At 70.1% G+C, this 19,266-nt stretch carries 17 protein-coding genes and 5 tRNA genes; 9 read left to right on the forward strand and 13 right to left on the reverse strand.

What is annotated here, in order from left to right:
- Positions 1-90 precede the first annotated feature (90 nt).
- Both leuD and leuC read right to left on the reverse strand, forming a co-directional pair.
- Entirely contained in the window at positions 91-684 is a 594-nt protein-coding gene (gene leuD / locus ACF06X_RS19805) for a 3-isopropylmalate dehydratase small subunit (protein WP_392288568.1), read from the reverse strand.
- A gap of 6 nt (positions 685-690) precedes the next feature.
- Positions 691-2,115 (reverse strand): 3-isopropylmalate dehydratase large subunit, encoded by a 1,425-nt coding sequence (gene leuC / locus ACF06X_RS19810; protein WP_392288569.1) that lies wholly within the window; start codon positions 2,113-2,115, stop codon positions 691-693.
- 140 nt (positions 2,116-2,255) lie between these two features.
- On the opposite strand from leuC, the gene ndgR reads away from it, so the two are divergent.
- Positions 2,256-2,972, forward strand: a complete 717-nt coding sequence (gene ndgR / locus ACF06X_RS19815) for an IclR family transcriptional regulator NdgR (RefSeq protein ID WP_005311436.1) — start codon at positions 2,256-2,258, stop codon at positions 2,970-2,972.
- 164 nt (positions 2,973-3,136) lie between these two features.
- Here ndgR and ACF06X_RS19820 read toward each other — a convergent pair.
- The 10 genes from ACF06X_RS19820 to ACF06X_RS19865 form a co-directional block, all read right to left on the reverse strand.
- A tRNA-Glu gene (locus ACF06X_RS19820) sits at positions 3,137-3,209 on the reverse strand.
- Between the two features lie 21 nt (positions 3,210-3,230).
- Positions 3,231-3,302, reverse strand: a tRNA-Gln gene (locus ACF06X_RS19825).
- A 16-nt stretch (positions 3,303-3,318) separates the two neighbouring features.
- Positions 3,319-3,391: transfer RNA gene (locus tag ACF06X_RS19830), tRNA-Glu, on the reverse strand.
- Between the two features lie 88 nt (positions 3,392-3,479).
- Positions 3,480-3,552 (reverse strand) — tRNA-Glu (locus tag ACF06X_RS19835).
- Between the two features lie 41 nt (positions 3,553-3,593).
- Positions 3,594-3,665, reverse strand: a tRNA-Gln gene (locus ACF06X_RS19840).
- Between the two features lie 92 nt (positions 3,666-3,757).
- Positions 3,758-4,480 (reverse strand): HAD family hydrolase, encoded by a 723-nt coding sequence (locus ACF06X_RS19845; RefSeq protein ID WP_392288570.1) that lies wholly within the window; start codon positions 4,478-4,480, stop codon positions 3,758-3,760.
- A 22-nt stretch (positions 4,481-4,502) separates the two neighbouring features.
- Positions 4,503-5,174 carry a DUF4241 domain-containing protein gene (locus tag ACF06X_RS19850; RefSeq protein ID WP_392288571.1) on the reverse strand — a complete coding sequence of 224 codons (672 nt, stop codon included), beginning with the start codon at positions 5,172-5,174 and terminating at the stop codon, positions 4,503-4,505.
- A gap of 131 nt (positions 5,175-5,305) precedes the next feature.
- Complete coding sequence (gene gltX / locus ACF06X_RS19855) at positions 5,306-6,784, reverse strand: glutamate--tRNA ligase (protein WP_392288572.1); 1,479 nt, start codon at positions 6,782-6,784, stop codon at positions 5,306-5,308.
- Entirely contained in the window at positions 6,777-7,562 is a 786-nt protein-coding gene (locus ACF06X_RS19860; protein WP_392288573.1) for a fumarylacetoacetate hydrolase family protein, read from the reverse strand. Before ACF06X_RS19860 ends, gltX begins: the two co-directional genes overlap by 8 nt.
- Positions 7,563-7,684: 122 nt before the next feature.
- A complete protein-coding gene (locus ACF06X_RS19865) occupies positions 7,685-7,873 on the reverse strand; it encodes a hypothetical protein (RefSeq protein WP_392288574.1) in 189 nt (62 codons plus the stop codon).
- A 548-nt stretch (positions 7,874-8,421) separates the two neighbouring features.
- On the opposite strand from ACF06X_RS19865, the gene ACF06X_RS19870 reads away from it, so the two are divergent.
- From ACF06X_RS19870 to ACF06X_RS19905, 8 genes are all read left to right on the forward strand, one after another.
- Complete coding sequence (locus ACF06X_RS19870) at positions 8,422-12,192, forward strand: nitrate- and nitrite sensing domain-containing protein (RefSeq protein WP_392288575.1); 3,771 nt, start codon at positions 8,422-8,424, stop codon at positions 12,190-12,192.
- A gap of 9 nt (positions 12,193-12,201) precedes the next feature.
- Positions 12,202-12,615 carry a roadblock/LC7 domain-containing protein gene (locus ACF06X_RS19875; RefSeq protein WP_030325548.1) on the forward strand — a complete coding sequence of 138 codons (414 nt, stop codon included), beginning with the start codon at positions 12,202-12,204 and terminating at the stop codon, positions 12,613-12,615.
- 130 nt (positions 12,616-12,745) lie between these two features.
- Positions 12,746-13,153 carry a DUF742 domain-containing protein gene (locus ACF06X_RS19880; protein ID WP_356894192.1) on the forward strand — a complete coding sequence of 136 codons (408 nt, stop codon included), beginning with the start codon at positions 12,746-12,748 and terminating at the stop codon, positions 13,151-13,153.
- Complete coding sequence (locus ACF06X_RS19885; RefSeq protein WP_392288576.1) at positions 13,134-13,718, forward strand: ATP/GTP-binding protein; 585 nt, start codon at positions 13,134-13,136, stop codon at positions 13,716-13,718. The genes ACF06X_RS19880 and ACF06X_RS19885 overlap by 20 nt, the downstream gene beginning before the upstream one ends.
- Before the next feature lie 339 nt (positions 13,719-14,057).
- Positions 14,058-17,267: a nitrate- and nitrite sensing domain-containing protein gene (locus tag ACF06X_RS19890; protein ID WP_392288577.1), complete on the forward strand. Its 3,210-nt coding sequence runs from the start codon at positions 14,058-14,060 to the stop codon at positions 17,265-17,267.
- A gap of 7 nt (positions 17,268-17,274) precedes the next feature.
- Entirely contained in the window at positions 17,275-17,688 is a 414-nt protein-coding gene (locus ACF06X_RS19895; protein ID WP_005311461.1) for a roadblock/LC7 domain-containing protein, read from the forward strand.
- A 93-nt stretch (positions 17,689-17,781) separates the two neighbouring features.
- Positions 17,782-18,351 carry a DUF742 domain-containing protein gene (locus ACF06X_RS19900; protein ID WP_392288578.1) on the forward strand — a complete coding sequence of 190 codons (570 nt, stop codon included), beginning with the start codon at positions 17,782-17,784 and terminating at the stop codon, positions 18,349-18,351.
- A complete protein-coding gene (locus ACF06X_RS19905) occupies positions 18,332-18,913 on the forward strand; it encodes an ATP/GTP-binding protein (protein ID WP_050791473.1) in 582 nt (193 codons plus the stop codon). The genes ACF06X_RS19900 and ACF06X_RS19905 overlap by 20 nt, the downstream gene beginning before the upstream one ends.
- Before the next feature lie 133 nt (positions 18,914-19,046).
- Here ACF06X_RS19905 and ACF06X_RS19910 read toward each other — a convergent pair whose 3' ends face one another.
- On the reverse strand, positions 19,047-19,256 hold the full coding sequence (locus ACF06X_RS19910; RefSeq protein ID WP_392288579.1) for an acyl-CoA carboxylase subunit epsilon: 210 nt from the start codon (positions 19,254-19,256) through the stop codon (positions 19,047-19,049).
- Positions 19,257-19,266: the final 10 nt, after the last annotated feature.

The following is a 19,266-nucleotide window of genomic DNA, read 5'->3' on the forward strand; positions in this document are numbered from 1 at the left end:
ATCTGGGGCGAGTTGTCGCCCGACAGGGTCTCAACAAGCGACTGCGCCCCCCACCGTGAGGTGGGGGGCGCAGTCATGGAAAAGCGCTGCTCAGACAGTAATTGTACGGGGTTTGAAGGACGGCCTCGCCGCCTCGTAAGCCGCGATGTCGGCTTCGTTCTGAAGGGTGAGGCTGATGTCGTCGAGGCCGTTCAGCAGACGCCAGCGGGCGTTCTCGTCGAGCTCGAAGTCGGCGTCGATCCCGGCGGCGAGGACCTTCCGCCGCTCCAAGTCAACAGTGATTTCGGCCGTAGGGTCGGCTTCGGTCAGCTCCCAGAGCGCGTCGACGGTCGGCTGGTCCAGGACCACGGTCAGCAGACCGTTCTTCAGCGAGTTGCCGCGGAAGATGTCGGCGAACCGGGAGGAGATGACGGTCTTGAAGCCGTAGTTCTGCAGCGCCCAGACGGCGTGCTCACGGGAGGAGCCGGTGCCGAAGTCGGGGCCGGCGACCAGGACCGTGGCGCCCTTGCGCTCGGGGCGGTTGAGGACGAACTGCTCGTCCTTGCGCCAGGCCTCGAAGAGGCCGTCCTCGAAGCCGTCGCGGGTGACCTTCTTGAGCCAGTGCGCGGGGATGATCTGGTCGGTGTCGACGTTGCTGCGGCGCAGCGGGACGGCCCGGCCGGTGTGCGTGGTGAAAGCTTCCATGGTTCCTCAGACCCCCGCGGGCGTAGCGACGTCGGACAGATCGGCCGGGGAGGCCAGATGGCCCAGTACGGCGGTGGCGGCGGCGACCTGGGGCGAGACCAGGTGGGTCCGGCCGCCCTTGCCCTGCCGGCCTTCGAAGTTGCGGTTGGAGGTGGACGCGGAGCGCTCACCGGGAGCCAGTTGGTCGGGGTTCATGCCCAGACACATCGAGCAGCCGGCGTGCCGCCATTCGGCGCCCGCCTCCTTGAAGACCTTGTCCAGGCCCTCCTCGACGGCCTGCAGGGCGACCCGGACGGAGCCGGGGACGACCAGCATGCGGACGCCGTCGGCGACCTTGCGGCCCTCGATGATGCCGGCCACGGCGCGCAGGTCCTCGATGCGGCCGTTGGTGCAGGAGCCTACGAAGACGGTGTCGACCCTGATGTCCCGCAGCGGCTGCCCGGCGGTCAACCCCATGTACTCCAGGGCCTTTTCGGCGGCGTTGCGCTCCGAAGCGTCTTCGTACGAAGCCGGGTCGGGGACGTGCGCCGAAAGCGGAGCGCCCTGGCCGGGGTTGGTGCCCCAGGTGACGAACGGCGCCAGTTCGGTGGCGTCGATGACGACCTCGGCGTCGAAGACGGCGTCGTCGTCGGTCCGCAGCGTCTTCCAGTACGCGACGGCGGCGTCCCAGTCCTCGCCCTCGGGGGCGTGGGCGCGGCCCTTGAGGTAGGCGAAGGTGGTCTCGTCGGGGGCGATCATGCCCGCGCGCGCACCGGCCTCGATCGACATGTTGCAGATGGTCATCCGGGCCTCCATCGAGAGCTTCTCGATGGCGGAGCCGCGGTACTCCAGGATGTAGCCCTGGCCGCCGCCGGTGCCGATCTTGGCGATGATCGCCAGGATCAGGTCCTTGGCGGTGACGTCCTCGGGCAGCTCGCCGTCGACGGTGATCGCCATGGTCTTGGGGCGGGCCAGCGGCAGCGTCTGGGTGGCCAGGACGTGCTCGACCTGGCTGGTGCCGATACCGAAGGCCAGCGCGCCGAAGGCGCCGTGGGTGGAGGTGTGCGAGTCGCCGCAGACCACGGTGGTGCCGGGCTGGGTCAGGCCCAGCTGGGGGCCCACGACGTGGACGACGCCCTGCTCGACGTCGCCCAGCGGGTGCAGTCGTACGCCGAACTCGGCGCAGTTCTTGCGCAGCGTCTCCAACTGCGCGCGCGAGACGGGGTCCGCGATCGGCTTGTCGATGTCGAGGGTCGGGGTGTTGTGGTCCTCGGTGGCGATGGTGAGGTCGAGTCGCCGCACCGGCCGGCCGTTCTGGCGCAGGCCGTCGAAAGCCTGGGGGCTGGTCACCTCGTGCAGCAGGTGCAGATCGATGAAGAGGAGGTCGGGCTCGCCCTCGGCGCGCCGGACGACGTGGTCGTCCCAGACCTTCTCCGCGAGTGTCCTACCCATCGCTTTCCCTCCGGCCGACGTCTACGCCGGCACAACTAGAGACCCGTTTCGCGGGCCGTTGTGCGGCCGCCTCACCAGGGTCACAGGTTCCCCGGAAAATTGAACTTGCGTTTCACAGAGTGAGACGTGAATATCGTTGCATGGACAACTCTAGCGGCGTAGGCGTTCTCGACAAGGCAGCCCTTGTCCTGAGCGCCCTGGAGTCCGGTCCGGCCACCCTCGCAGGTCTGGTCGCGGCGACGGGACTCGCACGACCCACGGCACATCGACTCGCCGTGGCACTGGAACACCACCGGATGGTGGCCCGCGACATGCAGGGCCGGTTCATCCTCGGACCGCGGCTGGCGGAGCTCGCCGCCGCGGCCGGCGAGGACCGCCTGCTCGCGACCGCGGGCCCGGTACTGACGCATCTGCGCGACGTCACCGGCGAGAGCGCCCAGCTCTACCGCCGGCAGGGCGACATGCGCATCTGCGTGGCGGCGGCCGAGCGGCTGTCCGGCCTGCGGGACACCGTCCCGGTCGGCTCGACGCTGACGATGAAGGCCGGCTCCTCGGCGCAGATCCTGATGGCCTGGGAGGAGCCGGAGCGGCTCCACCGCGGCCTGCAGGGCGCCCGCTTCACGGCGACGGCCCTGTCGGGCGTACGGCGCCGCGGCTGGGCCCAGTCGATCGGCGAGCGGGAGCCGGGCGTGGCGTCCGTCTCCGCGCCCGTGCGCGGCCCCTCGAACCGCGTGGTGGCCGCCGTGTCGGTCTCCGGTCCGATCGAGCGCCTGACCCGGCACCCGGGCCGTATGCACGCGCAGGCGGTCATCGACGCGGCCGCGCGCCTCTCCGAGGCGTTGCGCCGCAACGGCTGACCCGCCGTACCCCTTCCCCGTCCGTCCCCGGCCCACCGCTTCAACGCCGCAGCGGTGGGCCGGAGTTGTGCCCCGGCCCCTTCTGGCGATCTTCAGTTGTCCGTCTTCGGTTCTCCGGCAACGCGAAGAAGCCCTCCCCCGAAGGGAAGGGCTTCCTCGATGCGTACCCCCGACCGGATTCGAACCGGCGCTACCGCCTTGAGAGGGCGGCGTGCTAGGCCGCTACACAACGGGGGCCTTGCGGATGAGCTCCGCGAGCTGGCCTACCAGGACTCGAACCTAGAATGACGGTACCAGAAACCGTAGTGTTGCCAATTACACCATAGGCCATGGTGGTTTAGACCAGTACCCCCGACCGGATTCGAACCGGCGCTACCGCCTTGAGAGGGCGGCGTGCTAGGCCGCTACACAACGGGGGCCCTAGCGATCCCGCCCGGCACGAAAGTGCCGGACGATGTCACCGCGTGTTCACCGGGTGCGACCCTGGTGATCCGCGGGATGGATCCGTACCCCCGACCGGATTCGAACCGGCGCTACTGCCTTGAGAGGGCAGCGTGCTAGGCCGCTACACAACGGGGGCTTTGCGGATCAGATCCGCGTGGTGCAGATGAGCTCTGCGAGCTGGCCTACCAGGACTCGAACCTAGACTAACTGAACCAGAATCAGTCGTGCTGCCAATTACACCATAGGCCACCAAAACGCAACCCCCGTTGTGGGGATCTTGCTCGGGTAGTGCTCCGTGGGTTTCGGCCTTTCGGCTTGCTCCCCTCGGCGCAGGAAGAACATTACCCGAAGGTGTCCGACGCTCCAAAACGGGTATCGCCCCGCAGCAGCGCGGGGAGCTGGTGGAGGTCGGTGATCCGGGTCAGCTCGGGCCGCCCGCCCCGCCCGCCGCGGTCCAGCCAGATGCCCGTGAGCCCGGCCAGGACCGCCCCGCGGGCGTCGATGTCCGGCTGATCACCCACGTACGCCACCTCGGCGGGCGCAAGACCCAGTGCCGCGCAGGCGGCGTGGAAGGCCTCGGCGGCCGGCTTGGCGAACCCGAGCTCGGCGGCGCAGACGACGGCCTCGAACCGGTCCCGTACGCCGAGCATCCGCAGCTTGCGCTCCTGGTTGTGGATGCTGGAGTTCGACAGGACGGCGTGCCGGTAGTCGGCGGCCAGGACGTCGAGGACGGGGACGGCGTCGGGGAAGAGCTCCCAGGCGGCCTCGTAGTGCGTGAGGTACCGCTCGAACCAGCCGTCGGCCTCGTCGGCGGTGAGCGAGGGCGCGTCCAGGAAGTCGCGCACCCGCTCGCGCCGCTGCTCCAGGAAGTCCACCCCGCCGGCCTCGAAGCGCCGCCAGTGGATGACGGTGAGCTCCTGCCACCGACGAAGGGCCTGGTCGACGGAGTCGAATCCGTCCACCAGGCCCTCGGCCGTGAGGTGCTCGCGCATGCCGGTCACGTCGGCGCGGGCGTAGTCGAAGATCGTGTCGTCGATGTCCCACAGGACCGCGCGGATGGCCATACGACGACCGTAGCGCGCGTGGTCAGGCGGGATCGACCCGTTCGGAGGGGACGACGAGGAAGTCGGTGACGAAGCAGGCGACCTCGCCGGAGACGTCCCGTCCGATCCAGGTGGGGTAGGCACCGTCGCCCCAGCCGGAGGTGAAGCCGGCCAGGTTGTGACCGTCGTCCCCCTCCGCCATGAACACCGCGGGTCCGTGTCCGATGCTCTCCATGGCCGCCCACACCGCGCCCTCCTCGTCCTCGGTGCCGGGGAAGGCACCATCGGCGGAGGCGTCGTAGAAGCAGCCGGTCCCGGCGTCCACGCCGTACCCGAAGAACTCGTCCTCCCCGAGTTCCGCGAGGTCCTGGCCGGGGCGCAGGGCGAGCTCCCAGGAGACCGGCGGGGTGTCCCGGACGGTGAGCCGGACGGCGGCGATCCTGGTGTGCGGGTGCGGTCCGGGCTCGACCCCGGGGCGCACGAGCGTGGCCACGGACGCCTGGACCGGGTACCGCCCGGGGGCGACCCCGACGGTGAACGCCTCGATGTCGCCGCTGCCCAGGTACACGAAGGGATCGCAGGCCACGACGCGACCGGTGGGCAGGGCCAGCTCGCCGACCTCGGCCACGGACAAGGTCCCGGTCAGGCCGTCCTCGTACGAGAAGGAGGTGCCGGAGGTGAAATACCGGGCGTAGTCGGGGGCGGTCATCGGCATGGCGGGCGAGCCTTTCAGCGGGGATCCCGGGAGGGGATCTCGACGGGCCGACCCTAGGGAAGGGGTGTGACAACGCGGCGTGGCGGCGGCCGGGGGTGCCGGTCGCCGCCATGCCGTGTGCGGGTGGACCGCTACGCGGCCAGCTTCGCCAGCGCCGCGTCGATACGGGCCAGAGTCCGCTCCTTGCCCAGGATCTCCAGGGACTCGAAGAGCGGCAGGCCGACCGTGCGGCCGGTGACCGCGACGCGGACCGGGGCCTGGGCCTTGCCGAGCTTCAGGCCGTGCTCCTCGCCGGCGGCCAGGACCGCGTTCTTGAGGGACTCCGGGTCGCTCCAGTCGGCGGTCTCCAGCTTCGCGCGGGCGGTGGTGAGCAGCGCGGCGGGCTCGCCCTTCATGGCCTTGTCCCAGGAGGGCTGGTCGAAGACCGGCTCGGGGAGGAACAGGAAGTCCACGTTCTGCGTGATGTCGGAGAGGACCGTGACGCGGGTCTGCGCGTGCGGGGCGATGGCCTCCCAGGCCGCTCGGTCGAAGTCCTCCGGCGCCCAGGTGGCGTGCGGGGCGCGCAGCCAGGGCTCGCAGGCCTCGGCGAACGCCTTCACGTCCAGCATGCGGATGTGGTCGGCGTTGATCGCCTCGGCCTTCTTGAGGTCGAAGCGGGCCGGGTTGGCGTTGACGTCGGCGATGTCGAACTTCTCGACCATCTGCTCGATCGTGAAGATGTCCTGGTCGGCCGAGAAGGACCAGCCGAGCAGCGACAGGTAGTTGAGCAGGCCCTCGGGGAGGAAGCCGCGCTCCCGGTAGAGGTTGAGGGAGGCCTGCGGGTCGCGCTTGGAGAGCTTCTTGTTGCCCTCGCCCATCACGTACGGCAGGTGGCCGAAAGCGGGGATCTCCTTGGCGATGCCCAGCTCGATCAGCGCCTTGTAGAGCGCGATCTGGCGCGGGGTGGAGGAGAGCAGGTCCTCGCCGCGCAGGACGTGGGTGATCTCCATGAGCGCGTCGTCGACCGGGTTGACCAGGGTGTACAGCGGGGCGCCGTTGGCGCGCACGATGCCGTAGTCCGGGACGTTGTCCGGGGTGAAGGTGAGCTCGCCGCGGACCAGGTCGGTGAAGGTGATCGGCTCGTCGGGCATCTTGAAGCGGACGATCGACTCGCGGCCCTCGGCGCGGTAGCGCTCGATGCGCTCGGCGCTCAGGTTGCGGCAGGTGCCGTCGTAGCCGGAGGGCTTGCCGGCCAGGCGGGCGGCGTCGCGGCGGGCCTCGAGCTCCACGGCGGTGCAGAAGCAGTGGTAGGCGTAGCCGCCCGCGAGCAGCTTCTCGGCGACGTCCTGGTAGATGTCCATCCGCTGGGACTGGCGGTACGGGGCGTGCGGGCCGCCGACCTCGTCGGGGCCCTCGTCCCAGGTGAAGCCGAGCCAGCGCAGCGAGTCGAGCAGCTGCTGGTACGACTCCTCGGAGTCGCGCGCCGCGTCGGTGTCCTCGATGCGGAAGACGAACGTACCGCCGTGGTGCCGGGCGAAGGCCCAGTTGAACAGGGCGGTGCGGACCAGGCCCACGTGGGGGTTGCCGGTCGGGGAGGGACAGAAACGTACGCGGACGTTCGCGTTAGCCACGCTTGATCACCTTGTTGGTGAGAGTGCCGATGCCTTCGATGGTGACGGCGACCTCGTCGCCGACGTTGAGCGGTCCGACCCCGGCGGGGGTGCCGGTGAGGATGACGTCGCCCGGGAGCAGTGTCATGGCCTCGGTGATGTGGACGACCAGGTCCTCGATCGAGCGGATCATGTCGCTCGTACGACCGAGCTGCCGCTGTTCGCCGTTGACGGTGGCCTGGATGGTGAGGTCGCTCGGGTCGAGCTCCGTCTCCACCCAGGGGCCGAGCGGGCAGCTGGTGTCGAAGCCCTTGGCGCGGGCCCACTGCTTCTCGCGCCGCTGGACGTCGCGGGCGGTGACGTCATTGGCGCAGGTGTAGCCGAAGACGACGTCCTTGACGCGCTCGCGCGGGACCTCGCGGCACATGCGGCCGATGACCACGGCCAGTTCGGCCTCGTGGTGCAGCTCGTCGGAGAAGGAGGGGTACTCGATGGCGTCGCCGGAGCCGATCACGGAGGTGGTCGGCTTGAAGAAGGCGACGGGCACCTCGGGGACCTCGTTGCCCAGTTCGGCGGCGTGCTCCGCGTAGTTGCGGCCGATGGCCACGACCTTGTTGGGGAGCACGGGGGGCAGGAGCCGTACCTTGCTCAGCGGGACCTTGGTACCGCTCAGCTCGAAGTCGGTGTACGGGATGCCCTTGATGATGTCGAGGACCAGGCCGCCGGACTCGACGGTTCCCTCGCCCTCGACGGCGCCGAAGGCGACATTGCCGTCGATGGAGAATCTGGCGATGCGCACGAGTGCTGTCGCCCCTCACTTGGTACTGGCTGGAGTCTGACGCTCCAGGCTAACGCGGTGAGGGGCGGCGAACCGAGCCAAAAAAGCGGCTCCCGCCGTATTACTGTGCGGACCGACGGGCCCTACTGCACGGGCTGCGCGGCCTCGGGGGCGGTCATGAGGACCGTGCGGCGGGGGTTGGCCGTCTGCGTGGGGAGCTCGAGGCCGTGCTCCGGCTGTGCGCCGCGGCCGAGCTGCTCGGCGTCCTCGAGGTGGGCGAGCGTGGTGCGGCGGGGGTTGGCCGTGGAGCGGAGCAGCATCGTCGTCTTCATCACGAGTGTCAGGCCTTTGCAGAGCGGGGTCTCTTGTAAAGCGTCAGGCTAAACGTGCAATTCCCTTCGAATGCATGGAGTAGACAACGATCTAGGTGTGAGTTTGCTCACCTACAGCCTGACAATCCCGGCATTACGGACCGCGATCGAGGGTCACGGAAACGGACATTGCGCCACTGAATGCTCTATTCCGCTCCTGATCATCGCGACTGGGACACTCGGCCCACGTGACTCTTTGGGATTAATAAGTCCGATTCCTCCATGATCATGTTCTACATGGGGTGACACGATGTTCACGGGTTGTTATACGTGCCGACGCCCGCGACACCGCCCTTGTTGGAGATCCGGCACTGTGCTGGAATTCCACGCACCGCCGCGGGTTTCAAGCCGGCGCGCAGGGGGCGCAACGCAGCGCCGGGTGAGCGGCGGGGAAGGGGGAACTGCGCCGGTCATCGACGACCACCATGGGGCGCACTCGCGTCCCACGACGCCGACACCGTCCACTCCGCTCACGCGGAAGGACGCCTGGTCCAGAGGTTGCGACGCTAGTGCAGGGACGATTCAAGAGGGAAGCCGCGGCGGAGCAGGAGCACGCGGCCGGGACCGACCGCGGTTCCTCGGCCCAGCACGCCCGGAACACAGGCCAGGGCCCGCACGGCGACGGCGGTGACAGCGCCGCGCGTGGCGGTGCCGCCTCCACTTCCGCCGAGCCTCCGGCCGCCAAGAAGCCCAAGGCCGAGAACGAGGTCGGCTCTCGAATAGCCCTGCGCAACTGGCGCATCTCGACGCGTCTGGTCGCCCTGCTGACCCTGCCCGTGGTCGCCGCCACCAGCCTCGGCGGCATCCGTATCAGCGAGTCGCTCCAGGACATGGAGCAGCTGGACCACATGCAGCTGCTGACCAAGCTGACCGAAGAGGCCACCGACCTCGCCAAGGCCCTCCAGACCGAGCGTGACCTCTCCGCCGGTCCCCTGGCCAACGGCAAGCCGGCCAGCGACTACCAGGTCTCCAACCCCCGCAAGGCGACGGACCGGGCCCAGAAGGCGTTCATGGACGCCACCGCCGAGATCCCCGCCACCGAGGGCGACGAGGCGCTGCAGAGCATCCGGCAGAACGTCAGCCAGATCGCGTCCCAGGTCGTCCAGATCGGCGGCATCCGCCAGGAGGCGTACAAGAAGGGCGTCTCCAACTCGGTGACGGTCGAGGCGTACAGCCGTCTGATCCGCTCGCTGCTCAGCCTGTCCCAGGACATGGCACAGGCGACCAGCAACCCCGAGATGATCAAGCGGACCCGGGCGCTCGCCGCGTTCTCCTCCGCCAAGGAGTACGCCTCCGTCCAGCAGGCGATCATCGCCGCGGCGCTGCCGTCGAACGACAGCCGGCGCGGCAAGCTGCAGCAGGGCGACCGGCTCTACGGCTACGCCGCACAGCAGGGCGAGAAGGTCGAGCTCAAGGCCTTCCAGACCATCTTCGAGTCCGCCGGCGGCGACGCCGACCAGCTGACCGCCTCGCTGACCACCGGCAACCCGTCGATCGACGCGGCCGACAAGTACGCGGACCGGGTACTGAGCTACGACTCCGGCATGGAGGGCCGCCCCCCGCGCGGTCACCTGAACTTCACGGACGAGTACGGCACCAAGATCGCGGCGATGAACCGCATCGAGGCCGACCTGCTCGGCAAGATGGACACCAAGGCCCGTGAGCTGCGGGCGGAGTCCCAGCGCGACGCGATCATCAACGGTGCGCTGATCCTGCTCGTCCTCGGCGTCTCCCTCGTCGGCGCCTTCGTCGTGGCCCGGTCCATGATCCGGTCGCTGCGCCGGCTGCAGGACACCGCGACCAAGGTCGCCCAGGAACGTCTGCCCGAGCTGGTCAAGCAGCTCTCCGAGGCCGACCCCCAGGACGTGGACACCTCCGTCGAGTCCGTCGGTGTGCACTCCCGGGACGAGATCGGCAAGGTGGCCGCGGCCTTCGACGACGTGCACCGCGAGGCCGTCCGCCTCGCCGCCGAGCAGGCCCTGCTGCGGGGCAACGTCAACGCGATGTTCACCAACCTCTCGCGCCGCTCGCAGGGTCTCATCCAGCGTCAGCTCTCGCTCATCTCCGAGCTGGAGTCGCGCGAGGCCGACCCGGACCAGCTGTCCTCGCTCTTCAAGCTCGACCACCTCGCCACCCGCATGCGGCGTAACGGTGAGAACCTCCTCGTCCTCGCCGGTGAGGAGCCGGGCCGTCGCTGGACGCGTCCGGTGCCGCTGGTCGACGTGCTCCGTGCCGCCGCCTCCGAGGTGGAGCAGTACGAGCGCATCGAACTGTCCGCCGTCCCGGCGACCGAGGTCGCCGGCCGCGTCGTCAACGACCTCGTGCACCTCCTCGCCGAGCTGCTCGAGAACGCCACCTCCTTCTCCTCCCCGCAGACGAAGGTCCGGGTCACCGGTCACGCGCTGCCCGACGGGCGCGTCCTCGTCGAGATCCACGACACCGGCATCGGCCTCTCCCCCGAGGACCTCGCCGCGATCAACGAGCGGCTCGCCTCGCCGCCCACCGTGGACGTCTCCGTCTCCCGCCGCATGGGCCTGTTCGTGGTCGGCCGCCTGTCCCTGCGACACGGCATCCGCATCCAGCTGCGTCCCTCGGACTCCGGCGGCACCACCGCGCTCGTCATGCTCCCCGTCGACGTCGCCCAGGGCGGCAAGAAGCCCGCGCCGAAGGCGGGCGCCGGCGGTCAGGGTGCGATGCCGCAGGGTCCGTCCGCCAACGCGGGCCGTCTGCCGGGCGGTCCCGGCGCGGCCGGTGGGCCCGGCGCCGCCGGTGGCGGCCGTCCGGGTCTCGGCGGTGCCGGTGCTCCCCGTGGCCAGGTCGGTGCCGGCGGCGGCCCGCGGGCCGCGCTCCCCGGCAACGGCGCTTCCCGCCCGAACGGTCCGCAGGGCGCACCGCAGGGCCAGGGTCAGGGCCAGGGCCAGGGTCAGGGCCAGCACCGGGGCGGCCAGGGTTCGCAGCCGCAGTCGCAGCCCCAGCACGCCCAGCAGCAGTCTCCTCAGGTCCAGCAGTCCCCGCAGGGCGACCAGACCGCGCAGCTGCCGCAGATCTCCCCGGAGCCGCAGCGTCCGGGCCTCGGTGCCGGCGGCTTCGGCGGCGCGCAGAGCGCCATCCCGTCCCGTACCGACGTCTGGGGCGGACAGGGCAACCAGTCCGGTCAGAACCAGGGCGGCCAGAACCAGGGTCCGCAGGGTCAGGCCCCGCAGGGCGGCCGCCAGGCCCCGAACGGCTTCGCCCGCGCCGAGCTGCCCGGCGGCAGCCCGCAGCAGCAGCGTCCGCAGGCCGCCAGCTGGGGCAGCGAGCAGGCCCAGCCGGCCCGCCGCACTCAGCAGGAGACGACGCCGCTGGACGCCCCGCGCGGTCACGAGGAGCCGGAGACGACGGGCCAGTACGCCCGGCCGACGGCCCCTCAGGGTCCTGGTTCCACGGGTCAGTTCCCGCGGCCGGACCTCGGTCGTCCGGAGCAGGGCCGGCCGGCTCCGCAGGCGCCGCAGGGCTATCAGCCCGCGCCGCAGGACCCGGCGTCCACCGCCCAGTTCGCCCGCCCCGACTTCGGTCAGCCGCAGCAGGCGCCCCAGGGCTACCAGCAGCAGGCCCCGCAGCAGCAGGGCCCTCAGCAGGGCCAGGCGCCGGCCCGGCGCGGCGGCGGAGACTACGGGGCGCCCCGCCCGGCGGGCAGCCTGCCGCAGCAGCCGCAGGCGCAGTCCCGCCCGCAGCAGCCCCGTCAGCCCGAGGCCCTGCCCCCGGCGAGCGGTTCCGGTGACGGCCGTACCCCGCTGTACGACACGCTGGAGACCAACTGGTTCCACGGTCAGGCGCAGGGCCAGGTTCAGGACCAGAGCCAGGGCCGGCAGGACAGCGGCCGGGTCGCCGACGTCGAGCAGACGGCGCAGACCCCGGCGCTTCCGCTGCCGCCCGCGCCCGCCGCTCCGCGCCGCCCCGCGGGGCAGGCCGGCGGCGACGCCGGTCAGCAGCAGGCCGGGACCGCCTCCTGGCGGACCTCCCCCAACGACGAGCTGGTGCGCCAGGCCGAGCGGGTCCGCAAGCCCGCGGCCGGCGGCGTCACCACCTCGGGGCTGCCGCGGCGGGTGCCGCGCGCCAACCTCGTACCCGGGACCGCGCAGGAGCAGGCCCACACGGCCGGCCCCCAGGTCTCGCGTGCACCCGACGACGTCCGCGGCCGGCTCACCAATCTGCGCCGCGGTATCCAACAGGGCCGCCAGGCGGGTAACTCGACCACGGGTAACCACCACCTCGGCCCGACCCACCAGCAGGAGCGTTAGTTGAGCGCGATGAGCCAGGCGGCGCAGAATCTGAACTGGTTGATCACCAACTTCGTGGACAACACCCCTGGGGTGTCCCACACGGTGGTGGTCTCCGCCGACGGCCTGCTGCTGGCCATGTCGGAAGGATTCCCCCGGGACCGCGCCGACCAGCTGGCGGCGGTCGCATCCGGACTTACCTCGCTGACCGCGGGCGCGTCCCGGATCTTCGAGGGAGGACCCGTCGCACAGACGGTCGTGGAGATGGAGCGTGGGTTCCTCTTCCTGATGTCGGTCTCCGACGGTTCCTCGCTGGCCGTGCTCGCGCACCCGGAGTGCGACATCGGCCTCGTGGGCTACGAGATGACGCTGCTGGTCGACCGGGCCGGCAGTGTCCTCACCCCGGACCTCCGTGCCGAGCTCCAGGGAAGCCTGCTGCACTAGACCCGTACCGACAGGGTGGTACGCCCCTCCGTGCCACCCTGGGCATCACAACCGTTCGGCCGCCCCATCCGGCCCCCCACCGGCCCCATCAGACGGCAGATGACCTTTTGCCGTCACGCCCGGAGGATTCATGACCCCGCCCCCCGCCTCTCACGATCCGTACGGCGCCTCACTCGACGAGTCGTACGGATATGAGGGCGACCAGCCGCTGGTACGTCCGTACGCGATGACCGGCGGCCGGACCCGGCCGCGGTACCAGCTCGCCATCGAGGCGCTGGTGAGCACCACGGCCGACCCGGCGCATCTCGCCAGTCTGCTTCCCGAGCACCAGCGGATCTGCCACCTGTGCCGTGAGGTCAAGTCGGTGGCGGAGGTGTCGGCGCTGCTGTCGATGCCGCTCGGTGTCGCCCGGATCCTGGTCGCCGACCTGGCGGAGGCGGGCATGGTGGCGATCCACCAGCCGGGCAACGGAGAGACCGGCGGCACGCCGGATGTGACACTGCTCGAAAGGGTGCTCAGTGGACTTCGCAAGATCTAGCGACGGGGGCGCGGCCCGGTCGACCACCAGCGCGAAGATCGTGGTGGCGGGTGGCTTCGGCGTGGGCAAGACCACGTTCGTGGGCGCCGTCTCGGAGATCGACCCGCTGCGTACCGAGGCCGTGATGACCTCGGCGTCGGCCGGTATCGACGATCTGACGCACACCGGGGGCAAGACCACCACGACGGTGGCGATGGACTTCGGCCGTATCACCCTGGACCAGGACCTGATCCTGTACCTCTTCGGTACGCCGGGTCAGGACCGTTTCTGGTTCATGTGGGACGACCTGGTGCGGGGCGCCATCGGCGCCGTCGTGCTCGTGGACACCCGCCGTCTCGCCGACTGCTTCCCGGCGGTCGACTACTTCGAGAACAGCGGCCTGCCGTTCGTCATCGCGCTGAACGGCTTCGAGGGCCATCAGCCGTACACCCCGGACGAGGTGCGCGAGGCGCTGCAGATCGGTCCGGGCACTCCGATCATCACCACCGACGCCCGCCACCGCGCGGACGCCAAGAGCGCGCTCATCACCCTGGTCGAGCATGCGCTGATGGCACGACTCAAGTAGGCGGAGACCTACGGAAGTTGTCGTACGCCCCCGTGGGGGCGGCCTGTGTCGTGCGACACGGTCCGCCCCCGTGTTCATAACGTTTCGAATGAGAATTGCGCCGTGACGGACACCCGACGCATCCAACCGGTACCGCTGTGCTCACATGAGCCCCGCCTTTTGACGGGGCTCGTTCTTTATGCCCGTTTTATCTCCGGTCTGGACCGGTGAAAGCGAGCGCTTACCGCTGTTTGGATGGGACCCCCTTCACGTGCTGCAATTCATGAACTCCCGAGTAGTACGGCCCTGAACGAAACACCGGCACAACGTAGGTGCCGACGCCGAGAGGTTGTTGGTCGAGTGAGGCGAAGCAAGGAAAGCTCCGCGGAGCAGCAGGCGCGAGGCAACTTCACGCCGCCCGCACGTACCGTGGCATCGCCCGTCGAGGCGCCCGCGCCCCAGACCGGCAGCGGAAAGGGCAGTCAGAGCAAGCTGTCCCCGCGCAACTGGCGGGTGCCCACCCGGCTGAACGCGATCCTCCTCATACCCGTGCTCGTCGGCCTGGTCATGGGCGGCTTCCAGGTGAAGGGGTCGATCGACACCTGGCAGGAGGCGCAGAACGCCGAGAAGACGGCGCTGATCATCCGCGCCGCCTCGGAGTACAGCCAGGCGCTGCTCAACGAGCGTGACCTCACCGCGGTTCCCCTGCTGACGGCACGCTCCGCCGCGGACCGCAAGAGCGACGAGGTGACGCGGACGTACGCCGCCACCGACGCCGCCGCGGCCAAGTTCGACGAGGCCATCAAGGACATGCCGGAGGGCGAGGGCCTGGAGCGCCGCCTGAAGCTGTTCCAGGACGAGGAGCCCAAGCTCGAGAAGCTCCGCCAGGCCGCGTACACGCAGGCCCTGGACCCGGTGAACACCCAGCTCGGGTACGTCGGCGTCCAGCACTACCTGATGGAGTTCTCCAACGAGCTCGGGCTCGGCACCGGCAACGTCACCGCCTACGGCCGTACGGTCTACGCGATCCAGCTCGCCAAGGCGGCCGCGTCGCTGCAGCGCTCGATCGGCACCCAGCTGCTGGTCCGGCCGAGCCAGAAGGACGCGGTCTTCGCCCAGCAGTCGGTGGCGTTCAACTCGTACAACTACCTGGAGCAGATCGCCCTCGGCGAGTTCAACTCCGGTGGCACCCAGGCGGACGTCGACCGGCTGAAGCAGGTCATGACGGAGAAGGCCACCGAGGGCGCCAAGCGGATGCAGGCGGCCGGCATCGAGCTGCCCAAGGGCCCCGACGGCTCCGTCTTCACCGGCATGGCCAAGGAGATCGGCTCGGCCGAGGACCCCGACGCGCTCGCCGCCCTGAAGGCGAAGGGCATCACCGCCGAGACCTGGATGGCCGTGGCCACCGGCAAGTTCGACGGGTACACCGAGGTCGAGAAGGAGCTCGTCGACAAGGCCGTGAACGAGGCCGCCTCGATCTCCGACGACGCCAGGACGGACGCCTTCCTCAACGGTGGCATCGTCGTGATCGCGCTGCTCACCGCGTTCATCCTGGCCGGGATGATGGCCCGGCAGATGAGCCGCTCGATGCGTGAGCTGCGCACCGCCGCCTTCGCCGTCGCCGAGCAGCGTCTGCCGATGCTGGTCGACCAGCTCTCCCGTACCGAGCCGGGCCGGGTCGACACCCGTGTGCAGCCCATCCCGATCGACTCCCAGGACGAGATCGGCGAGGTCGCCCGCGCCTTCGACCAGGTCCACCGCGAGGCCGTCCGGCTCGCCGCCGAGCAGGCCATGCTCCGGGGCAACGTGAACGCGATCTTCACCAACCTCTCGCGCCGCAACCAGTCGCTGATCGAGGGCCAGCTGACCCTCATCACCGACCTGGAGAACAACGAGGCCGACCCGGACCAGCTGGAGAACCTCTTCAAGCTGGACCACCTGGCCACCCGTATGCGCCGCAACGGCGAGAACCTCCTCGTCCTCGCCGGCGAGGAGCCGGGCCGCCGCTGGGACCAGCCGGTCCCGCTGGTCGACGTGATGCGCGCCGCCTCCTCCGAGGTGGAGCAGTACGAGCGCATCGAGCTGGCCGGTGTCCCGGAGGCCGAGATCCACGGCCAGGCCGTGACCGACCTCGTGCACCTGCTCGCCGAGCTGCTCGAGAACGCCACCACGTTCTCCTCCCCGCAGACCAAGGTCCGCGTCACCGCGACCCGGCTGCCCGACGGCCGCGTGATGGTCGAGATCCACGACAAGGGCATCGGCCTGACCGCCGAGGACTTCGCGGACATCAACCACAAGCTCGCCAACCCGCCGACGGTGGACGCCGCCGTCTCGCAGCGCATGGGCCTGTTCGTGGTCGGCCGGCTCGCCGACCGCCACGGCATCCGGGTCCAGCTGCGCCCCTCGGGCGAGCAGGCCGGCACGACCTCGCTGGTCATGCTCCCGGACGCGATCACCCACGGTGGTGGCGGCGAGTCGCTGCCCGAGGACGACTTCACCGTCTCGCAGATCATTCCGCAGCAGCAGGGGCAGTCCTACGAGCCCGTGCAGCAGCCGATGCGGACCGCGGCGGAGCTCGGCTTCGACGACTCCCGCTACGAGCAGCCCGGCGACGACCGCCAGCTCGACCCGGTGAACCGCTCGCTGATGCGGGAGGAGCGCCGTGCCGCCCTGGAGGCCCAGGCGCACGGCGAGGAGCGTCCGCTCTTCCGGGACGAGATCGACTCCTCGCAGCAGCAGTACGTACCGCAGGAGCAGCAGCAGGAGTACGGACAGGAGTACGCGCCCGACTTCGGCGCGCAGGCTCCGCAGCACGACGGTTACGCCTACCCGCAGCAGGGTTACGACAGCTATGGCCAGCCCGTCGGCGGCTACTCCGAGCCGAGCTATGCGGAAGCCGGTTACCAGGGCCAGGACAACGGCCAGGCGCAGTACGACAACACGTACGACCACCAGGGACAGCAGGGCGAGTGGGCTGACCAGGGTGCGTACCAGGGCGGCTTCGAGCAGCAGTACGGAGCCGAAGCGGAATCTGCTCAGGCGGCTCCCGAAGCGGCTTCGGAGCGCGTAGGCTTCGACCGTCCGGGTCCCACGCCGAACCCCACCCCGGACGCCGGCCACGCTCTGACGGACGCCGGTCTGCCGCGCCGTGGCGGCTCCTCCTCGCAGGCGGCCCCGCGGTCCGCACAGCAGGCCGCGCCGCAGTCGGTGCAGCAGCCCGGGCAGCAGCAGTCCGTGCAGCAGCCGGTGCCGGTGCAGAACGAAGCCGACGGTTCCGAGGACTGGCGCTCGACCAACGACGAGCGCTGGCAGCGGGCCGAGAAGCTCCGCGAGCCGAAGGCCGGCGGGGTCACCCCCTCCGGTCTCCCGCGGCGGGTCCCGAAGGCCAATCTGGTCGAGGGAACGGCGGAGCAGACCCCGCAGGGCGGCCCCCAGGTCTCCCGCGCGCCCGAGGACGTGCGGGGCAGGTTGAGCAACCTGCGCCGCGGTGTCCAGCAGGGACGTACCGCGGGAACGGACACGAACGGATCGGGCCTCGGCCCGGGCAGTACCTACAACCAGGAGCGTTAGTGTGAGCATGAGCCAGGCGGCGCAGAATCTGAACTGGTTGATCACCAACTTCGTGGACAACACCCCTGGGGTGTCCCACACGGTGGTGGTCTCCGCCGACGGACTCCTGCTGGCGATGTCCGAGGGTTTCCCCCGTGACCGAGCCGACCAGCTGGCGGCCGTCGCCTCCGGACTGACCTCGCTGACCGCGGGCGCGTCCCGGATCTTCGAGGGCGGTGCGGTCAACCAGACCGTCGTGGAGATGGAGCGCGGCTTCCTCTTCATCATGTCGATCTCGGACGGCTCCTCGCTGGCCGTGCTCGCGCACCCGGAGGCCGACATCGGCCTGGTGGGTTACGAGATGGCTCTCCTCGTCGACCGGGCGGGAAGCGTCCTGACTCCCGACCTGCGGGCGGAACTTCAGGGAAGTCTTCTCAACTAACAGACAGACGTGCGTTTACACGCCACCGCACCGTAAGGTGCGGTGGCGCGGTTCCACAGGGACATGGACCGCGAGGCAGTCGGAGGAGGAGACGTGGGAACACCCCCGGGCGGACGCCCCTACAACGGTTTTGACGGACAGCAGCCGCACGGCGACACCACGCAGAACCGGTTCAACTTTCCCTCCGCGCCGAGCAGACAGGGTGTACAGCAGCCCTATCAGCAGCCTCAGGCAGCGCAGCCGGCACCCGCGGCGGCGCCGCAGCGCGCGTCGCGTGGCGCGGGCGGTTCCGGTAGTGGTTCCGGGAGTTCCGGCGCGCACCACAACCCGCTGGTGCGTCCGTACGCGATGACCGGCGGCCGTACCCGGCCGCGTTACCAGCTCGCCATCGAGGCGCTGGTCAGTACGACGGCCGATCCGTCCCGGCTGCAGGGGCAGTTGCCCGAGCACCAGCGGATCTGCCGACTGTGCTTCGAGATCAAGTCGGTGGCCGAGATCTCGGCACTTCTCTCCATTCCCCTCGGCGTTGCCCGGATTCTCGTCGCCGACCTGGCCGAGGCCGGACTTGTCGCCATCCACCAGCCCGGCGGCGACGAAGCCGCCGGCGGTCAGCCAGACGTGACACTGCTCGAAAGGGTGCTCAGTGGACTTCGCAAGCTCTAGCGGCGGCGCGGCCCGTTCAACCACCAGCGCGAAGATCGTGGTGGCGGGTGGCTTCGGCGTGGGCAAGACCACGTTCGTCGGCGCCGTCTCGGAGATCAACCCGCTGCGTACCGAGGCCGTCATGACGTCTGCGTCCGCGGGCATCGACGACCTCACGCACACCGGCGACAAGACGACGACGACTGTCGCGATGGACTTCGGCCGTATCACCCTGGACCAGGACCTGATCCTGTACCTCTTCGGTACGCCCGGTCAGGACCGCTTCTGGTTCATGTGGGACGACCTGGTCCGCGGCGCCATCGGCGCCGTCGTGCTCGTGGACACCCGCCGTCTCGCCGACTGCTTCCCCGCGGTCGACTACTTCGAGAACAGCGGCCTCCCCTTCGTCATCGCGCTCAACGGGTTCGACGGCCACCAGCCGTACAACCCCGAGGAGGTCCGCGAGGCGCTGCAGATCGGCCCCGACACTCCGATCATCACCACCGACGCCCGCCACCGCGCGGACGCCAAGAGCGCGCTCATCACCCTGGTCGAGCACGCTCTGATGGCCCGCCTCCGCTAGCCGTCCTCCCGCACTGCCAAAAGGCCCCGCTCACCGCTTCCGGTGCGCGGGGCCTTTGGCGTACCCGGACGTGGGCCTGGACGGCCGAAGGCCCCCGGCTCGGAGGAGCCGGGGGCCTTCGGGGGTGCGGGGGTCAGCCCTGCCAGGAGTGGGAGGGGCGGAAGCCCGACTGGCGCTCCAGGCGGCGCCAGCCGGCCGTCGAGCGGACGTGGGTGGACGGCGCCGTGTCGGTGGTCTTGGCGGACGCGCGGGCGAGGAGGACCGCGGTGATCGCGGCCAGTTCCTCGGGGTCGGCGTGGCCCTTCTCGACGCGGAGAAGGCCGGCTGTGGCAGGTGTGGTCACTTCGGTGGGC

It is taken from the genome of Streptomyces sp. NPDC015346 (assembly GCF_043078785.1).
In the GTDB taxonomy this organism is placed as follows: domain Bacteria; phylum Actinomycetota; class Actinomycetes; order Streptomycetales; family Streptomycetaceae; genus Streptomyces.